Origin of the sequence: Leifsonia sp. Root112D2 (assembly GCF_001424905.1) — a bacterium.
GTDB lineage: Bacteria > Actinomycetota > Actinomycetes > Actinomycetales > Microbacteriaceae > Root112D2.
Genome location: NZ_LMCU01000001.1, coordinates 2,940,176 through 2,957,399, shown reverse-complemented (window position 1 = coordinate 2,957,399; position 17,224 = coordinate 2,940,176). Strand labels below are relative to the sequence as shown.

Here is a 17,224-nt window from a genome sequence, read left to right as displayed (position 1 = left end):
TGTTCTTCCCATTGACGTTGTGAACGCGGTCGATGGGTGATTTGCCGCCGATGCCGGTATGGGGTCTGTGGTGATTGTAGCTGTGGATCCAGTCCTGGTAGGTGGCAGCGCGAGCGGTATCTGAGCTGTAGTGGCGGGCGTATGCCCATTCCGCGGTGAGGGTGCGGTGGAAGCGTTCGATCTTCCCGTTGGTCTGGGGCCGGTAGGGCCGGGTGAACTTGTGCTTGACCTGCCCGAGGGCGTCGTTGAAGAACCGGGACCGGTAGCAGGAACCGTTGTCGGTCATGACCCGCAGCACGGTGATGCCATGGGAGGCGTAGAACGCGTTGGCCCGCTCCCAGAAGCCGGCGGCGGTTTCTTTCTTCTCGTTGGTGAGGATCTCCGAGTAAACGAGCCGGGAGCGGTCATCGATCGCGGAGTGCAGGAAGGAATGACCGACTCCGGAGCGGTTCTTCTTCCCGGCCTGTCGGCCGAGGGTGCGGTGCCCACCACCGTTGGGAATCCGGCCGAGTTTCTTCACATCGATGTGCACCAGATCGCCCGGATTCTCCCGTTCGTAACGGACCGGTTTGGGTTTGCGGACCGGCAGGCCGGTGTTCAGATCCACGTGGCCCAGCAGCGGCATGCGATACCGGTTCAACACCTTCGACACCGTCGACTGGGGCAGGCGCAGGTGGTAGCCGATGCGGTGCGGTCCCCATCGCCGACTAAAGCGCAGCGCGATGATGCGATGCTCCGTGCGCTTGTCCGTTTGGGACGGTGAGCTGTGCGGTTTGGACGAGTGGTCGTCCAGGCCGGCCAGGCCCGTCGCCCGGTAGCGGCGCACCCATTTAGAGACCGTGGCGCGAGAGACTTGCAGGCGCTCGGCGACGCGTGACTGCGCCCAGCCGTCCTCGATGACCAGGCCGACGAGTTTGCGGCGCCCTTCCGGGGTCAGGGGCGCGTTGGGATGGGTAACGTGAGAGATGAGGGCCTCCGTGGCGTCGACTTGAGTGTGGTAACCCAATCGATACCGGAGGTCCTCACCTTTTTAGCTCACGCCACGCACACAACCTCCGTGGGAAGAACANGGCCTCCGTGGCGTCGACTTGAGTGTGGTAACCCAATCGATACCGGAGGTCCTCACCTTTTTAGCTCACGCCACGCACACAACCTCCGTGGGAAGAACATCTAGGGCGCGTAGCGTCATACTTGATGGGCCGATTTGTGCGGCCTGCGACAGAAGGAAGAACCCAGCACCGTGATCAAGCCCGACCCGTCCGCGATCATTCCCGACGATCTCGGCACGGTGCACTTCGTCGGCATCGGCGGATCGGGCATGAGCGGCATCGCACGCCTGTTCATCGCGGCCGGTCACCGGGTGACGGGTTCGGATGTGCGCGACTCGTCGAACATCGAGGCGCTGAGAGCGCTGGGAGCGAAAATCGCCATCGGCCACGACGCGGCGAATCTCGCAGACGCCGATTCGCTCGTGGTCACGGGAGCCCTCTGGGAGGACAACCCGGAGTACCAGCTCGCGAAAGCGCGGGGCCTGCCGATCCTGCACCGCTCGCAGGCGCTCGCCTGGCTGATCGCCGGGCAACGCCTGGTCGCCGTGGCCGGGGCGCACGGCAAGACCACATCGACGGGCATGATCGTCACCGCGCTGAAGGCCCTCGGTGCGGATCCGAGTTTTGTCAACGGCGGCGTCATCGAATCGCTGGGCGTCAGCGCCGCGCACGGTGACGGCGAGCTGTTCGTGGTAGAGGCGGACGAATCCGACGGTTCGTTTCTGCTGTATGACACGGCCGTCGCCCTGATCACCAATGTCGACCCCGACCACCTGGATCATTACGGTTCGCTGGAGAAGTTCGAGGCCGCTTTCGTCGAATTCGCGGCGGCCGCACGCGAGCTCGTCGTGGTTTCCAGCGATGATGCCGGCGCCGTGCGCGTCACCGCGGCGCTGAAGGCGGAACGGCCCGACAAGCGCGTCATCACCTTCGGCGAGTACGAGAGCGCCGATGTGCGTCTGCACTCGGTCGTCACCGACGGCCCGGTGTCCTTCAGTCTGGCCTGGCGAGGCGTCGACTACACGGCCACGATGCGCGTGCCCGGCCTGCACAACGCCGTCAATGCCGCCGGAGCATTCGCCGTGCTCGTCGGGCTGGGTTTTGATGCGGCGGACACCGTGGATGCCATCGCAACCTTCGGGGGAACGCAACGGCGATTCGAGCTGCACGGCACGGTCGGCGGCGTGAGCGTGTACGACGACTATGCACACCACCCCACCGAGGTGGCTGCAGCACTTGCCGCCGCCCGCACCGTCGTGGGTTCGGGCCGCATCATCGCGGTGCACCAACCCCACCTCTACAGCCGCACCCGGCTCTTCGCGCAGGAATTCGCCGACGCCCTTGAGCGCTATGCCGACGAGACCGTCGTGCTCGACGTCTATGGTGCGCGCGAAGACCCTGAACCCGGAGTGACAGGCGCGCTCGTCTCCGAGCGCTTTGCCGATGAATCGCATGTCGAGTTCATCAGCGACTGGCAGCAGGCCGCCGACCACACCGCCGCCATCGCACGCGACGGCGATTTCGTGATCACCCTCGGCTGTGGCGATGTGTACCGCATTGTGCCGCAGCTGCTCGATTCGCTGCGCCGAGTGCGCGGATAAACCAGGCATGGCGATGAAGCGGCCCCAGGGATTCGATCCGTCTGCGCGAGCGAAGCGACCCACTCTCGCGCCCTCACGGCCGGTGCGGCAGGACCCGCCGACCGAACCACGGGCGCCTCGCGAGGAGACCGCCGGGCCCAGCGCAGAGCGCTCTGCTGGGCCGCAGCGCGGCGAACCGGATGCCGTCACCGCCCCGATTCCCCTGCCCGGCGTCACCCTGCCGGACTCACAGGATCGGGCAACACAGGACCTAACAACACAGGATCGGACCGAGAGGCCCGCCGACGCTCGATCGGCCCGCGCCCGACTGCGGGGTGCCCGTCGCGAGCGCAAGCGTTTCGAGCGCGGCGAGGTGCGTCGTTTCACCCGGCGAGCCCGGCACCGGCGCATTGTGTGGCTCAGTGCCGCCGGTGTTCTTGTCGCACTCGTGCTCGGCGTGCTGCTGGTCTCCTTCTCCCCGCTGATGGCCCTGCGCACCATCGACGTGCAGGGCACGAGCAAGGTCAACGCATCCGCCGTGAAGCAGGCTCTGGATTCGCAACTGGGCCGGCCGTTGCCGCTCATCGATCAGGGCGCCATCACCTCCAAGCTCGCGGCCTTTCCTCTCATCCGCAGCTTCAGCACCGAGGTGCACCCCCCGTCGACACTGGTGGTGCACATCGTTGAACGCGCGCCCGTCGGAGTGCTCAAGACGGGCTCGAAATACACCGTCGTCGACCCTGCCGGCGTCGTCATCTCCACTTTTCCCGATCGCCCTGCCGGGTATCCGCTGATCGGTCCCGCCGAGGGCAGCGCAGGCTTCACGGCGGTGGCCGGTGTGCTGCAATCGCTGCCCGCCGCGGTGCTCGCGAAGGTGAACACCGCGACCGCGACGACCGCGGACAATGTGTCGTTCACCCTGCTCTCCAACGGGGCAACGGTGGTGTGGGGCAGCGCCGATCAGTCGTCACTGAAAGCGGCGGTGCTGGCGGATCTGCTCGTGAAGGCGCCCCACGCGAAGACCTACGATCTCTCGTCTCCGCACAATGCCGTGACCCGCTGAGCGATTTCTTTTTCCAACACGCGGGAGCCCTTACGGCATGCTGCCCCAAGGCCACCTAACGTCGAACTCAAGAAATGCATACTGAGCATAACTTTAATCCTCGACTTGAGGTTGAGAGTTTCCAGCGGAGGCCCGACGTGTCATCAAACCAGAACTACCTCGCCGTAATCAAGGTCGTCGGTATCGGCGGTGGCGGCGTGAACGCCGTCAACCGCATGATCGAACTCGGCCTGCGCGGAGTCGAATTCATCGCCATCAATACGGATGCCCAGGCGCTGCTCATGAGCGACGCCGACGTCAAGCTCGACGTGGGGCGCGAGATCACCCGTGGTCTCGGTGCCGGTGCGGATCCGGAGGTCGGCCGTCGTGCCGCCGAGGACCACGCCGAGGAGATCGAGGAGGCGCTGGCCGGCGCCGACATGGTGTTCGTGACGGCCGGCGAGGGCGGCGGCACCGGTACCGGTGGCGCCCCTGTCGTGGCCCGCATCGCCAAGTCCATCGGCGCGCTGACGATCGGTGTCGTCACCAAGCCGTTCGGCTTCGAGGGCAAGCGTCGCAGCGAGCAGGCCGAGCAGGGCGTTACCCGGCTCAAGGAGGAGGTCGACACCCTCATCGTGGTGCCGAACGATCGTCTGCTGGAGATCAGCGACCGCGGCATCAGCATGCTCGAGGCGTTCTCGACCGCCGACCAGGTTCTGCTCGCCGGTGTGCAGGGCATCACCGACCTCATCACGACGCCCGGTCTCATCAACCTCGACTTCGCCGACGTCAAGTCGGTCATGCAGGGTGCGGGCTCCGCGCTCATGGGCATCGGCTCCTCGCGTGGGGCCGACCGGGCCATCAAGGCATCCGAACTGGCCGTCGCCTCTCCGCTGCTCGAGGCATCCATCGAGGGCGCCCACGGCGTGCTGCTGTCCATCCAGGGTGGTTCCAACCTGGGCATCTTCGAGATCAACGATGCGGCCCGCCTCGTGCAGGAGGCCGTGCACCCGGAGGCCAACATCATCTTCGGTGCGGTCATCGACGACACCCTCGGCGACGAGGTGCGCGTCACGGTGATCGCCGCGGGATTCGACGGCGGCGAGCCGAGTTCGATTCCTTCCACCTCGCCCGAGCGTCGTGCGGCGTTTGTCACCGCGCCGAGCGATGACGACGACGAGCTGGGCAGTGCGCTGGAAGACACGGCGGCACTCGCTGAGGAAGACCTGCCCAACGCCAGCGGCCCGTGGGGCAGCCAGGAGCCGGTGCCGGTCGGCGCGCGCTCCCCGCGCGACCCCGCCTTCGACGATGACGACGATCTCGACATCCCCGACTTCCTCAAGTAAGCATCTCGGCGTGGCAGCTGTCCCCGACCTCTCCGAGCGGCTCGCCGCCGTTCGGGGAGGAATCACGGATGCCGCGCGGGCGGCTTCCCGTGACCCTGCAGAACTCACTCTCATCGTCGTCACCAAGTTCCACCCGGTCTCGCTCATCCGTGAGCTCGCGCAGTTGGGCGTGCGTGAGATGGGGGAGAGCCGTCACCAGGAGGCGCAGGCCAAGGCCGCCGAGTTGTCGGGGCTCGGCCTGCGCTGGCACTTCATCGGCCAGCTGCAGAGCAAGAAGGCGCGCGCGGTGCGCGCGTACGCTGACGTCATCCATTCCGTCGATCGCGCGGCGCTGGTGACGGCGCTGGCCGATCCCACTGCCACCGCCGAACCGATCGACTGTTTCCTCCAGGTGAATCTCACGGACGACCCATCCCGCGGCGGTGTCGCCCCGGCAGGCTTGTCGGCACTTGTGGAGAAAGTCGCGGGCGCACCGTCACTGAAGCTGCTCGGCGTGATGGCGATCGCGCCGCTCGGCGAGGAGCCGCGACGCGCGTTTGCCCGGCTGCGCAACGCATCCGACCGTCTGATTTCGATCGTTCCCGGTGCCACGGCGATCTCGGCCGGCATGTCGCACGACTATGCGGATGCCATTGCCGAGGGAGCGACACACCTACGAATTGGGAGCGCAATCACCGGGAATCGTCCGGTGGCCGGTTAATCTCGACTAAGAAGTAATCGATGGTTGCATGCCGCAGCCGTCGACGCAGGGTTTCAACACGGAGGACACGATGACCAACCCGCTGAAGAAGACGATGGTCTACCTCGGTCTGGCAGACGAAGAGCTGGAATACGAGGACGAGCAGCCCCAGCACCAGCACGCGCAGCCCGTCACCCCCGTGCCGCACCCTGCCCCGGCTCCAGCCGGTCGTGCCCCGGTGACGCCTTTGCGCAAGAACAGCCAAGCACGGAATGCGACGGTCCAGGAAATGAATGAGATTCTCACGGTTCACCCGCGCCAGTATCGCGACGCACAGGTGATCGCCGAGTCCTTCCGCGAGGGAGTTCCCGTCATCATCAACCTCTCGCAGATGAGTGAGGGCGATGCCCGTCGACTCATCGACTTCGCCAGCGGTCTCTCACAGGGGCTCTACGGCAAGATCGAGCGCGTCACCTCGAAGGTCTTCCTGTTGTCGCCGTCACACGTTGTGGTCTCGGGCGACGCCAGCCAGGACGCGGAGGCCGACGCCTCCTTCTTCGCCCAGGGATAGCGGCCCTCGTGACTCTGCCCCCGTCGACCACGTCAGTGGTCGACGCCTTGCGGCGCATGGCCCAGACTTAACATCGTGGATTCACCTGTCTCGATCATCGCGAGTATCTTCTATTATCTGTTTCTGCTCTTCTTCTTCTTCATGTGGGGCCGCTTCGTCATCGACCTCGTGCGCACCTTCAGCCGGTCCTGGCGCCCTCACGGTTTCGGTCTCGTTCTCACCGAGGTGATGTATGCGGTCACCGACCCGCCCATCAAATTCTTCCGGCGCATCCTGCCGCCCCTGAAACTGGGGCCCGTGGTCATCGACTTCGGGTGGAGCCTCACAATGCTGGTCTGCATCGTGTGTCTGTACATCACTCTCGGGCTGAGAGGGCTGTAGTCTAGTTCGCAGCCAACGCGACGCGATGGCGGGGTGTTAGAACCCGCGGAACGTATTTGCTAGCGTTAGCTGAACGTTATGTTCCGTTCGCATTTGAACTGTAAGGGTGGCAAGCCATGGCGCTAACTCCGGAAGATGTAGTCAACAAGCGGTTTCAGCCGACGAAGTTCCGCGAGGGCTATGACCAGGATGAGGTCGACGACTTTCTTGACGAGGTCGTCGTTGAACTGCGTCGCCTGAACCAGGAGAACGAGGAGCTCAAGCAGCGCCTCGTCGGCAACGACTCGCGCATCGCAGAACTGCAGCGCAGCGGCCAGACGGGTCCCGTCGAGCAGGCCGCACCCGCGGAGCAGGCTGCCCAGCCCGCCGCCGAAGAGCCTGAGGCCGTGACCGAGGCCGCGCCGATTGCCGCCCCCGTCGCTGCCGCGGCCCCCACGACGAGCATCCCGGCCCCGGCGGCTGTGGATCCGGGCAATGACCCGTCGAGCACGAACAACCTGCTGCAGCTTGCTCGTCGCCTGCATGAAGAACACGTGCGTGAGGGCATCGAGAAGCGCGATTCGCTCGTTGCCGAGGGACACGCCACCGCCGCGCGCATCGTCGCCGAGGCGGAGTCGAAGCAGCGTGAGCAGATCAACGCACTGGATGCGGAGCGTTCGCAGCTGGAGCACCGCATCGACGAGCTGCGTACCTTCGAACGCGACTACCGCCAGCAGCTGCGTGGCTACATCGAGGGGCAGTTGCGCGATCTGGACTCGAGCGCCGGCACCAGCGCCTCCGCAGCGGGTTCGGCTGGCTCGTCTTCGACGGGCACGGGTTCGACGAGTGCCGGCGCGGCCGGTGGCTTCTCGGAGCAGGTCCCGCCCGCTCCGGCGACGACATCCGGCCCGGTTTCGGCCGTGACGCCCGGCCAGGACTCCGCCGACGTGCCGCAGCCGCCCACGTTCCAGGGTTTTGGAGCCTAGCGCCCGGGCGAAGGTCAGCGCACGAGCGCTCGTCCTGCTGGTCGCGGTCGCGCTGTGCGTGTACGCGATCGACCAGATCGCCAAATATCTGGTCGTGGCACACCTGCCGTACGAGCGTGTGGTTCCGGTTCTCGGCGAGCTGCTGAAGTTCTACTACGTGACGAACTCCGGGGCGGCGTTCTCGATCGGCAGCGGATCCACCTGGATCTTCTCGATCGTCGGTGCCTGCGTTCTCGGCTTCGTCATCTGGTATGCGCGTCGCATCCGCTCGCTTGCCTGGGCGGTGTTGTTCGGGCTTCTGCTCGGCGGACTGCTGGGCAATCTGACCGACCGCATGCTGCGAGCACCGGGCTTTGGGGTCGGACACGTGGTCGACTTCATCAAGATTCCCTTGTTGCCCGCCATCTTCAATATTGCGGATGTCGGCATCGTGTCGAGCATGGCGTTGTTTCTGATCCTGACACTGCGCGGCGTGGGCATCGACGGCAAGCGCACGACCGGCCACGAGGATAACGCGGCCGCCGAACACGATGAGATCGCACCGCACGACGAAGCTGAACCACGGAATCAAGCTGAACCGCACGACCAAGCCGTACCGCACGACGAACCGAAGGAATAGTCCGGTGGAGACACGCAGCCTTTCCGTGCCCGACGGGCTCGAGGGCGTGCGGGTCGACGTGGGCATCGCCAAGCTGCTCGGCTTCTCGCGCAGTTTCGCGGCCGAGGTCATCGAGGCGGGCGGGGTGAGCCTCGACGGGGCCGTGGCAGCCAAGTCGGACCGCCTGAGCTCCGGCGGCTGGCTGGAGGTGAGCTGGCACCCCCGGCAGGCGCTGACGATAGTGCCGATTCCCGTGCCCGACCTGGCAATAGTGCATGACGACGACGACATCGTTGTCGTGAATAAGCCGGCGGGCGTCGCGGCGCATCCCTCGGTGGGCTGGGACGGGCCGACCGTGGTCGGCGCGCTGCAGGCCGCCGGCTACCGCATTTCCACCTCGGGCGCGGCCGAACGCGCCGGCGTCGTGCACCGGCTCGACGCGGGAACGAGCGGACTTATGGTTGTGGCGAAGTCCGAGCACGCCTACACGGCGCTCAAACGCGCGTTTCACGATCGCGAGGTGGAGAAGATCTATCACGCCGTTGTGCAGGGACACCCGGACCCGCTGGCCGGCACGATAGACGCGCCGCTCGGGCGACATCCGAAATCGGATTGGAAGTTCGCGGTCATCGCCGATGGCAAGCCGTCGGTGACCCACTACGAGACCATGGAGGCCTTTCGAGCGGCAAGCCTTCTTGAGATCCACCTCGAGACGGGGCGCACGCACCAGATTCGGGTGCATATGGCGGCCCAGCGGCATCCGTGTGTCGGTGATTCCATGTACGGAGCCGACCCCACCCTGTCGGCCAGGCTCGGCCTCGAGCGGCAATGGCTGCACGCGGTGCAGCTCGGCTTCCGGCATCCGGCGACGGGGGATTGGGTGGCCTTCACCACCGACTATCCGAGCGACCTCCAACACGCACTGGATGTCCTCGGCGAGAATTAGGCTTGAGCACAGCCCGAGCATTTGAGACGCAAGCATGAGAGACGAGAAGATCAGTGTCTGCCAGCGACGATTCGTTCGTTCACCTGCACGTTCACAGCGAGTATTCAATGCTCGATGGTGCGGCTCGGGTGAAACCGCTGATCGACGCCGCGGTCGAGCAGGGCATGCCGGCCGTGGCCGTCACTGACCACGGCAACATGTTCGGCGCCTTCGACTTCTGGAACACGGCAACGGCCGCGGGCATCAAACCGATCATCGGCGTCGAGGCCTACATCACGCCGGGAACGCACCGCACCGATAAGACCCGCGTCAGGTGGGGCAGCGGCGCGCAGAATCGCGACGACGTCGGCGGCAGCGGCGCGTACACGCACATGACGCTGCTCTCGGAGTCGACGGAGGGCATGCACAACCTGTTCCGCATGTCGTCGCGGGCCTCGATCGAAGGCTATTACTTCAAGCCACGCATGGACAGGGAACTGCTCTCGACATACTCGAAGGGCGTCATAGGCACCACCGGATGCGCGGGCGGCGAGATTCAGACGCGGCTTCGGCTCGGCCAGTACGACGAGGCCAAGAAGGCCGCAGCCGAGCTGCGGGACATCTTCGGCGCCGAGAACTTCTTCTGCGAGATCATGGACCACGGCATCGACGTGGAACGTCGTACGATGACCGATTTGCTCAGGCTCGCCAAGGAACTCGACCTCAAGCTGCTGGCCACGAACGACCTGCACTACACGCACGCCCACGATGCCACCAGTCACGCCGCCCTGCTCTGCGTGCAGTCCGGCTCGACGCTCGATGACCCCAATCGTTTCAAGTTCGACTCGAATGAGTTCTACCTCAAGTCGGCGAAGCAGATGCGCGAGATCTTTCGTGACCACCCCGAGGCGTGCGACAACACCCTGCTGATAGCCGAGCGGTGCGATACGAAGTTCAACACCAGCGCCAACTACATGCCGCGCTTTCCCGTGCCCGAGGGCGAGACCGAGGAGAGCTGGTTCATCAAGGAGGTCGAGACCGGGCTGAAACAGCGCTACCCGAACGGGTTCTCTGATGAGGTGCGTGCCCGGGCGGACTACGAGATGGGGATCATCGCCCAGATGGGCTTTCCCGGTTACTTTCTTGTGGTCGCCGACTTCATCAACTGGTCGAAGCGCAACGGCATCAGGGTCGGACCGGGGCGCGGATCAGGCGCAGGCTCGATGGCGGCATACGCGATGGGCATCACCGACCTCGATCCGCTGCAGCATGGGCTGATCTTCGAGCGCTTTCTCAACCCCGACCGGGTCTCGATGCCCGACTTTGACGTCGATTTCGACGACCGGCGCCGCGGCGAAGTGATTCACTACGTCACCGAGAAATATGGCGAGGAGCGCGTCGCGCAGATCGTGACGTACGGCACCATCAAGGCCAAGCAGGCGCTGAAGGACTCCTCGCGCGTGCTCGGCTTTCCCTTCGGCATGGGGGAGAAGCTCACCAAGGCGATGCCGCCACCCGTGATGGGCAAGGACATCCCGCTCACCGGAATCTTCGACAAGGAGCACCCGCGCTACAAGGAGGCCGTCGACATCCGCGCCGTGGTGGAGAGCGACCCCGAAGCTAGAACGGTGTTCGACACCGCGCTCGGCATCGAGAACCTCAAGCGCCAGTGGGGCGTGCACGCGGCGGGCGTGATCATGTCGAGCGATCCGCTGATCGACATCATCCCGATCATGAAGCGGGAGCAGGACGGCCAGATCGTCACCCAGTTCGACTACCCGGCATCCGAGGCGCTCGGGCTGATCAAGATGGACTTCCTGGGGCTGCGTAACCTCACGATCATCAACGACGCGCTCGACAACATCGAATCGAACCGCGGCATCCGACCGGTGCTCGAAGATCTCGAGCTTGACGACAGGCCCGCATACGACCTGCTGTCGCGCGGTGACACACTTGGCGTCTTCCAGCTCGACGGCGGGCCGATGCGCTCCCTGCTGCGCCTGATGAAACCGGACAACTTCGAGGACATCTCGGCGCTCATCGCGCTGTATCGGCCCGGGCCCATGGGGGCGAACTCGCACACGAACTACGCGCTGCGCAAGAACGGCCTGCAGGAGATCACCCCGATCCATCCGGAGCTCGAGGAGCCGCTGGCCGAGATTCTCTCCACCAGCTACGGCCTCATCATCTACCAGGAGCAGGTGATGGCCATCGCACAGAAGGTGGCGGGATTCTCGCTCGGCCAGGCCGACATTCTGCGGCGCGCGATGGGCAAGAAGAAGAAATCGGAGCTGGACAAACAGTTCGCCGGCTACTCAGACGGCATGAAGGCCAACGGCTATTCCAAGGCCGCCATCGACATGCTGTGGAGCATCCTGCTGCCATTCTCCGACTATGCCTTCAACAAGGCGCACTCGGCAGCGTACGGCGTGATCTCGTATTGGACCGCCTATCTCAAGGCTCACTACCCGGCCGAGTACATGGCCGCCCTGCTCACGAGCGTCGGCGATTCCAAAGACAAGATGGCCGTGTACCTCAACGAGTGCCGGCGCATGGGCATGAAGGTGCTGCCGCCCGATGTGAACGAATCCATCGGTTTCTTCGCCGCCGTGGGAGAGGACATCCGCTTCGGTATGGGAGCCGTGCGCAACGTGGGTATGAACGTCGTCGACGGCATTCGCGCGGCTCGCGAGGAGAAGGGGCGCTTCGAATCGTTCCATGACTACCTGGCTAAGGTTCCGTTGTCTGTTGCGAACAAGCGAACCACCGAATCCCTGATCAAGGCCGGCGCCTTCGACTCGCTCGGCGACACCAGGCGTGCACTCATCGAAATTCACGAGGATGCCGTCGATGCCGCGGCCAGCCAGAAGCGCGCGGAAGCCAACGGCCAGGTCGGCTTCGATTTCGACAGCCTGTGGGACGAGCCGGAATCCATCCAGCAGGTTCCCGTGCGCCCCGAGTGGTCGAAGAAGGACAAGCTGGCCTTCGAGCGCGAGATGCTCGGCCTGTACGTCTCGGATCATCCTCTGGCCGGGCTCGAGTTGCAGCTCGCGAAACACGCGAGCGTCACCATCGCCGATCTGATGGCATCCGAGTCGATTCAGGATGGCGAGACCGTGACGATTGCGGGCCTGGTGACGACGGTGCAGCATCGCGTCGCGAAGAACTCCGGCAACCAGTACGGCATGATCCAGGTCGAGGACTTCGGCGGCGAGATGACGGTGATGTTCATGGGCAAGGCGTACCAGGAGTTCGCGCCGGCCATGATCGCCGACAGCATCGTCGTCGTGCGCGGCCGCGTGAGCATGCGCGACGACGGCATGAACCTGCACGCATACAGCCTGTTCACGCCGGACGTGGGGCAGAGCCTCGGCTCGGGACCTCTCGTGATCACTCTGGCAGACCAGCGGGCAACCACCGACACGGTGAAGGCGCTCGGCGATGTGCTGATTCGGCACGTCGGCGAGAATGAGGTGCGGTTGCGGCTGCTCAAGGGCGGGGTGGCGCGCATGTTCGAACTGCCATACCCCGTCTCGGTGACGGCCGATCTCTACGGCGAACTCAAGGGCCTCCTCGGGCCCGGATGCCTGGCCTGAGCCGCCGCGCTATGCCCGCTCGCCCGGCTTGAGGTAGGTGCGCTCGTGGTAGAGCAGCGCATCGTCACGTTCTCCGAGGCCGCCCTCCTCGATCTGCACCACGACGACCGCGTTGTTGTGCACCTGCACGCGCTCGACGATGCGTCCGCTCATCCATGCCGTGACATCCCTGAGCACAGGAAGCCCATGTGGGCCGCGGTACCAGTGGTCGCCCACGAAGCGTATGGCGTTGTCTCCCGCCATGATCTCGGCCGCCGGTCGATTGCGCACCCCGAGGGTGTGGATGACCACGCGATCGGTCTCGGCTATGGCAGGCCAGGAGCTGGCCGACATCGCCATGTTGAAGGTCGCCAGTGGGGGAACGGCCGAGAGCGAGGCGAGCGAGGTCGCGGTGAAGCCGACGGGTGTGCCGTCGGCCCGTAACGCCGTGATCACCGCCACCCCTGCGGCGTGCCGCCGAAATGCGTTCTTGAATGCGGCCAGGTCGCTCGGAGTCGCGGGAGAATCCGGTGTGCCCTGCGGCGCATCAGCGGGGGGAGGTGCTGTGCTCATAACTGTGTCAATCTCCCAGGATCCTGCGGCTATTCCCGCGGCTGGCCATTGACCGGGTCGTGGTGTGCCAGCAAAAAACGCTTGATAAACGAGCGGATATGCTTGATGGGCCATGATGCAGACGATTGATCTCCGGGGAATCCAGCCTAGCCGAGCCGAATATCTGCGCCTTCTTCCACGCGCGGCTGTTGACGTATCGGCTGCCACAGCAGCGGCTGCGGAATTAGTCGATGCGGTGCGGAATGCCGGCAGCAGCGCGCTGCGTGACCAGGCCGAACGATTCGATGGTGTGCGTCCTGACTCCATCCGAGTGCGCTCCGCCGATATCGCTCGCGCCGCGGCCGAACTTCCCCATGCGGTGCGGGCGGCTCTTGAGGAATCCATCGCGAGGGTGCAGGCGGCGACGCGTGCGCAGCTGCCGGTGGCCACCACCACCCAGATCGGTCCTGGCGCACGCATCGAGCAGCGATGGCAGCCCGTTGAGCGCGCCGGCCTGTATGTGCCTGGCGGCAAGGCGCCCCTCGCATCCAGCGTTGTGATGAACGCCGTGCCCGCCCAGATCGCCGGCGTCGCCTCGATCGCCCTCGCCAGTCCGCCCCAAAAGGCATTTGGTGGCGCCGTGCACCCGACGATCCTCGGCGCTGCCGGGCTTCTCGGCATCGACGAGGTCTACGCCATGGGTGGCGCGGGTGCTATCGGCGCGCTTGCCTGGGGCGTCGACGACATCGGCCTCGACCCGGTACAGGTGATCACGGGACCGGGCAACATCTTCGTCGCGGCGGCCAAGCGACTCGTGCGCGGCATCGTCGGCATCGACTCGGAGGCCGGCCCCACCGAGATACTGATCATTGCGGATGCCTCAGCCGATGCTCACCTGCTGGCGGCAGACCTCATCAGCCAGGCCGAACACGATGAGGCGGCCGGTGCCGTTTTGGTGACGGACTCGGTTGAGCTCGCCGACCGGGTGCGCGCGCAACTCGCAGATCACATGCACGCCACCGCACACGCCGCGCGTGTGGCAACCGCGCTCGGCGGCCCGCAATCCGCCATCGCCATCGTTGACGATCTGGCATGCGCTGCCGCGTTCAGCAACGCCTACGGCCCTGAGCACCTCGAGATCCAGAGTGCGGATCCGGATGCTGTGCTCGAATTGATCGAGAACGCCGGCGCCATCTTCCTCGGCCCGCATTCGCCCGTGAGCCTGGGAGACTACCTGGCCGGCTCCAACCATGTGCTGCCCACGGGGGGACAGGCACGGTTCTCGTCGGGACTTGGTGCGTATTCGTTCCTGCGCCCGCAGCAGGTGATCCGTTACGATCGGCAGGCGCTGGCATCCGTTGCCGATCACGTCGTGGCGCTGTCCGGTGCCGAAGACCTGCCCGCGCACGGCGAAGCCGTGACCGCCCGCTTTGCCGACGAGAAGCCGCCCGTCGGTTAGTCTGAACGCACCATGTTCTGTCCGTTCTGTCGCCACCCCGATTCCCGTGTCATCGACTCGCGCACGAGCGATGACGGCCTGTCCATTCGTCGACGTCGCCAGTGCCCCGAATGCGGCAGGCGCTTCAGCACAACGGAGACGGCCAGCCTGAGTGTGATCAAACGCAGCGGCGTGGCAGAACCGTTCAGCCGCGAGAAGATCGTCAGCGGCGTGCGCAAGGCGTGCCAGGGTCGCCCGGTGACCGACACCGACCTCGCGGTGCTTGCGCAGAAGGTGGAGGAGACCATTCGGGCCACCGGCACATCCCAGATCGAGGCGAACGACATCGGCCTGGCCATTCTGCCGCCGTTGCGCGAACTCGATGAGGTGGCCTATTTGCGCTTCGCGAGCGTCTACCAGGCGTTCAATTCGCTCGACGATTTCGAGTCCGCCATCGGGCAGTTGCGGGTGGAACACCACTCCGCGTCGCTCGGTGACGAGGCGTAGGCGCGTCGCCGCACCGCTACGCTTGCACAGGCATGTATCGACTCCTTTTCTCCCTGGTCCTGTCGCGACTCGATACCGAGCGCGCCCATCATCTGGCGTTTCTCGTCATTCGTGCACTGCCGGTGCTGGGCATCGGCCGTCTCGTGCGACGGTTCACGCGCCCGCGCATCGACCTCTCGGTACACACGCTGGGGCTCACCTTCGACTCGCCCTTCGGCGTTGCTGCCGGGTTCGATAAGGACGGCAAGGCCGTGCTGGGCCTCAGCCAGCTGGGCTTCGGTCATGTCGAGGTGGGCACGGTGACGGCTCTACCCCAGCCGGGCAATGACCGACCGCGGTTGTTCCGGCTCATCCCGGATCGCGCGGTCATCAACCGCATGGGCTTCAACAACGCGGGTGCCGAGTCGGCCGCCCGTCGGCTGAGTGGTATCACCGCCCGTCGGCAACGCCCGGTTCTCGGCATGAACATCGGCAAGAGCCGTGTCGTGGCGGTCGAGGATGCCACGGCCGACTACCTGAAGAGCGCCGCAGCCGTCGCGCAGGTCGCCGACTACCTCGTGGTCAACGTGAGCTCACCGAACACGCCGGGGTTGCGCGGCCTGCAGGAGCTGGACATGCTTGCGCCACTCCTGACGGCGGTCAAGGAGGTTGCGGGCACGGTTCCGCTACTCGTGAAGATCGCCCCAGACCTCACCGACGACCAGCTGGCGCGCATCGCGGAGCTCGTCGTGCGGCTCGGCCTCGACGGCATCATCGCCACGAACACCACACTCTCTCGCGAGGGGCTCGTCTCCGATCCGAGCGTGGTGACGGCGGCAGGGGCCGGGGGGCTCTCCGGTGCGCCGCTGGCACGCCGCTCGCTTGACGTGCTGCGTCTCATTCGTTCGGTCGTGCCCGAAGATCTCTGCGTGATCTCCGTTGGAGGCGTTGAGACGGCTGCGGATGTCGCCGAGCGGCTGGATGCCGGAGCAACACTCGTGCAGGGCTACACGGCGTTCCTCTATCGGGGGCCGCTGTGGGCACGCGAGATCAATCGCGGTCTCGAGAAGCTGCGGCGCGACGCGGTCTGACGCTTCCTGAAGAGCTCCGGACCATCAGGACTCGCGTGAGCCCTGATGGAAGCGCAACAGCCAGGCGCCGTCGACGCGCTGCCAGAGTGAGCTGTGAAGGCTGGCACCCTGCGACGATGCGCGGCGATAGCTCAGGAAGACCGTGTCGTCTCCGAGGGCGTCGACGGTGCGAGGCTCGAGCGTCGCATCCTGCTCGGGCGTCTCGGTGAGCGTGCGGATGACGGCGTCGCGGTCGCGTACACGGCCCGCGGAGTCGAATTCTTCGAATTCGGGGTGCAGCAACGCGGCGACGGAGGCGGCATCCGCCTGAGTTGTCGAGCCGTGCAGGCGACGCTCAAGGGCTAAGACAGTATCCGGCCCCGAGATTTCGGGAGCGCCAGCAGGGCGATCGCTGTCGGCGAAGATATCGAGCTCGAGAGCGGATGCCGGCGTCACCGGTGCCGGAACCACTGCGGCTGCGCTCGGCTTGCGCACAGCACCTCCCGGCCACCCGGGCCCGGTCGGCACACTCGTGCGGTTCTGATAGGCCGTCGCGGCACCGCGCGCCCGTTCGTCCGCTGCCTCGTTCAGCTCGTGCCCGGCGTGCCCCTTGACCCACTCGAAGGTGAAGCGACGCCCGACGATGGCCGCGTCGAGCCGCTTGAGCAGATCGAGGTTGAGCACGGGGGAGCCGTCGGCCTTGCGCCAGCCCTTGCGCTTCCAGCCCGGCATCCACTTGGTGACGGCATTGATCACATACTGGCTGTCGCACAAGACCCGCAGGTCTTCGCCGGGCACGTGGGCCGTGGCCTCGAAGAGGTCTATCACGGCCATCAGCTCGCCCTGGTTGTTGGTTCCCCGCGGCCAGCCGCCGGCCGCCCAGCACTCGTCGTTGACATACCAGGCCCAGCCCGCCGGGCCGGGGTTGCCCAGGGCGGAGCCGTCCGCGGCGGCGATGATCGTCATA

General features: G+C 65.6%; 16 protein-coding genes. 13 read left to right on the top strand and 3 right to left on the bottom strand.

What is annotated here, in order from left to right; translation table 11 throughout:
- Window positions 1-967: IS481 family transposase (locus ASC63_RS13860; RefSeq protein WP_082487829.1), on the bottom strand; the 967-nt coding region annotated here is incomplete at its 3' end.
- A 273-nt stretch (window positions 968-1,240) separates the two neighbouring features.
- On the opposite strand from ASC63_RS13860, the gene murC reads away from it, so the two are divergent.
- From murC to dnaE, 10 genes are all read left to right on the top strand, one after another.
- Window positions 1,241-2,650, top strand: a complete 1,410-nt coding sequence (gene murC, locus ASC63_RS13855) for a UDP-N-acetylmuramate--L-alanine ligase (protein ID WP_055814500.1) — start codon at window positions 1,241-1,243, stop codon at window positions 2,648-2,650.
- Window positions 2,651-2,657: 7 nt separating this feature from the next.
- Window positions 2,658-3,692 carry an FtsQ-type POTRA domain-containing protein gene (locus tag ASC63_RS13850; protein ID WP_235492259.1) on the top strand — a complete coding sequence of 345 codons (1,035 nt, stop codon included), beginning with the start codon at window positions 2,658-2,660 and terminating at the stop codon, window positions 3,690-3,692.
- Between the two features lie 137 nt (window positions 3,693-3,829).
- Window positions 3,830-5,017 carry a cell division protein FtsZ gene (ftsZ, locus tag ASC63_RS13845; protein WP_055814497.1) on the top strand — a complete coding sequence of 396 codons (1,188 nt, stop codon included), beginning with the start codon at window positions 3,830-3,832 and terminating at the stop codon, window positions 5,015-5,017.
- The gene (locus tag ASC63_RS13840; RefSeq protein ID WP_055814494.1) at window positions 4,980-5,717 is read left to right on the top strand and encodes a YggS family pyridoxal phosphate-dependent enzyme; all 738 of its coding nucleotides are present in this window, start codon (window positions 4,980-4,982) and stop codon (window positions 5,715-5,717) included. The genes ftsZ and ASC63_RS13840 overlap by 38 nt, the downstream gene beginning before the upstream one ends.
- A gap of 70 nt (window positions 5,718-5,787) precedes the next feature.
- The gene (locus ASC63_RS13835) at window positions 5,788-6,267 is read left to right on the top strand and encodes a cell division protein SepF (RefSeq protein WP_055815597.1); all 480 of its coding nucleotides are present in this window, start codon (window positions 5,788-5,790) and stop codon (window positions 6,265-6,267) included.
- Between the two features lie 75 nt (window positions 6,268-6,342).
- Complete coding sequence (locus ASC63_RS13830) at window positions 6,343-6,648, top strand: YggT family protein (RefSeq protein WP_055814491.1); 306 nt, start codon at window positions 6,343-6,345, stop codon at window positions 6,646-6,648.
- A gap of 116 nt (window positions 6,649-6,764) precedes the next feature.
- Entirely contained in the window at window positions 6,765-7,613 is an 849-nt protein-coding gene (locus ASC63_RS13825; protein ID WP_055814488.1) for a DivIVA domain-containing protein, read from the top strand.
- Window positions 7,614-7,671: 58 nt separating this feature from the next.
- A complete protein-coding gene (lspA, locus tag ASC63_RS13820) occupies window positions 7,672-8,232 on the top strand; it encodes a signal peptidase II (RefSeq protein WP_235492254.1) in 561 nt (186 codons plus the stop codon).
- 4 nt (window positions 8,233-8,236) lie between these two features.
- Window positions 8,237-9,157, top strand: coding sequence for an RluA family pseudouridine synthase (locus ASC63_RS13815; protein WP_055814485.1), 921 nt, complete (start codon window positions 8,237-8,239; stop codon window positions 9,155-9,157).
- Between the two features lie 107 nt (window positions 9,158-9,264).
- Window positions 9,265-12,732 (top strand): DNA polymerase III subunit alpha, encoded by a 3,468-nt coding sequence (gene dnaE / locus ASC63_RS13810; protein WP_055815594.1) that lies wholly within the window; start codon window positions 9,265-9,267, stop codon window positions 12,730-12,732.
- 9 nt (window positions 12,733-12,741) lie between these two features.
- Here dnaE and ASC63_RS13805 read toward each other — a convergent pair whose 3' ends face one another.
- Window positions 12,742-13,284 (bottom strand): flavin reductase family protein, encoded by a 543-nt coding sequence (locus ASC63_RS13805; protein WP_055814482.1) that lies wholly within the window; start codon window positions 13,282-13,284, stop codon window positions 12,742-12,744.
- A gap of 112 nt (window positions 13,285-13,396) precedes the next feature.
- On the opposite strand from ASC63_RS13805, the gene hisD reads away from it, so the two are divergent.
- Genes hisD through ASC63_RS13790 form a run of 3 tightly spaced genes read left to right on the top strand, consistent with a single transcriptional unit; the run spans window position 13,397 to window position 16,278 of the window.
- Window positions 13,397-14,722 (top strand): histidinol dehydrogenase, encoded by a 1,326-nt coding sequence (gene hisD, locus ASC63_RS13800; protein ID WP_055814479.1) that lies wholly within the window; start codon window positions 13,397-13,399, stop codon window positions 14,720-14,722.
- Between the two features lie 12 nt (window positions 14,723-14,734).
- Window positions 14,735-15,208 (top strand): transcriptional regulator NrdR, encoded by a 474-nt coding sequence (gene nrdR / locus ASC63_RS13795; RefSeq protein WP_055814476.1) that lies wholly within the window; start codon window positions 14,735-14,737, stop codon window positions 15,206-15,208.
- A 32-nt stretch (window positions 15,209-15,240) separates the two neighbouring features.
- Window positions 15,241-16,278 (top strand): quinone-dependent dihydroorotate dehydrogenase, encoded by a 1,038-nt coding sequence (locus ASC63_RS13790; protein ID WP_055814473.1) that lies wholly within the window; start codon window positions 15,241-15,243, stop codon window positions 16,276-16,278.
- Window positions 16,279-16,302: 24 nt separating this feature from the next.
- Here ASC63_RS13790 and ASC63_RS13785 read toward each other — a convergent pair whose 3' ends face one another.
- A complete protein-coding gene (locus ASC63_RS13785) occupies window positions 16,303-17,223 on the bottom strand; it encodes a ribonuclease HI family protein (protein WP_055814470.1) in 921 nt (306 codons plus the stop codon).
- Window position 17,224: the final 1 nt, after the last annotated feature.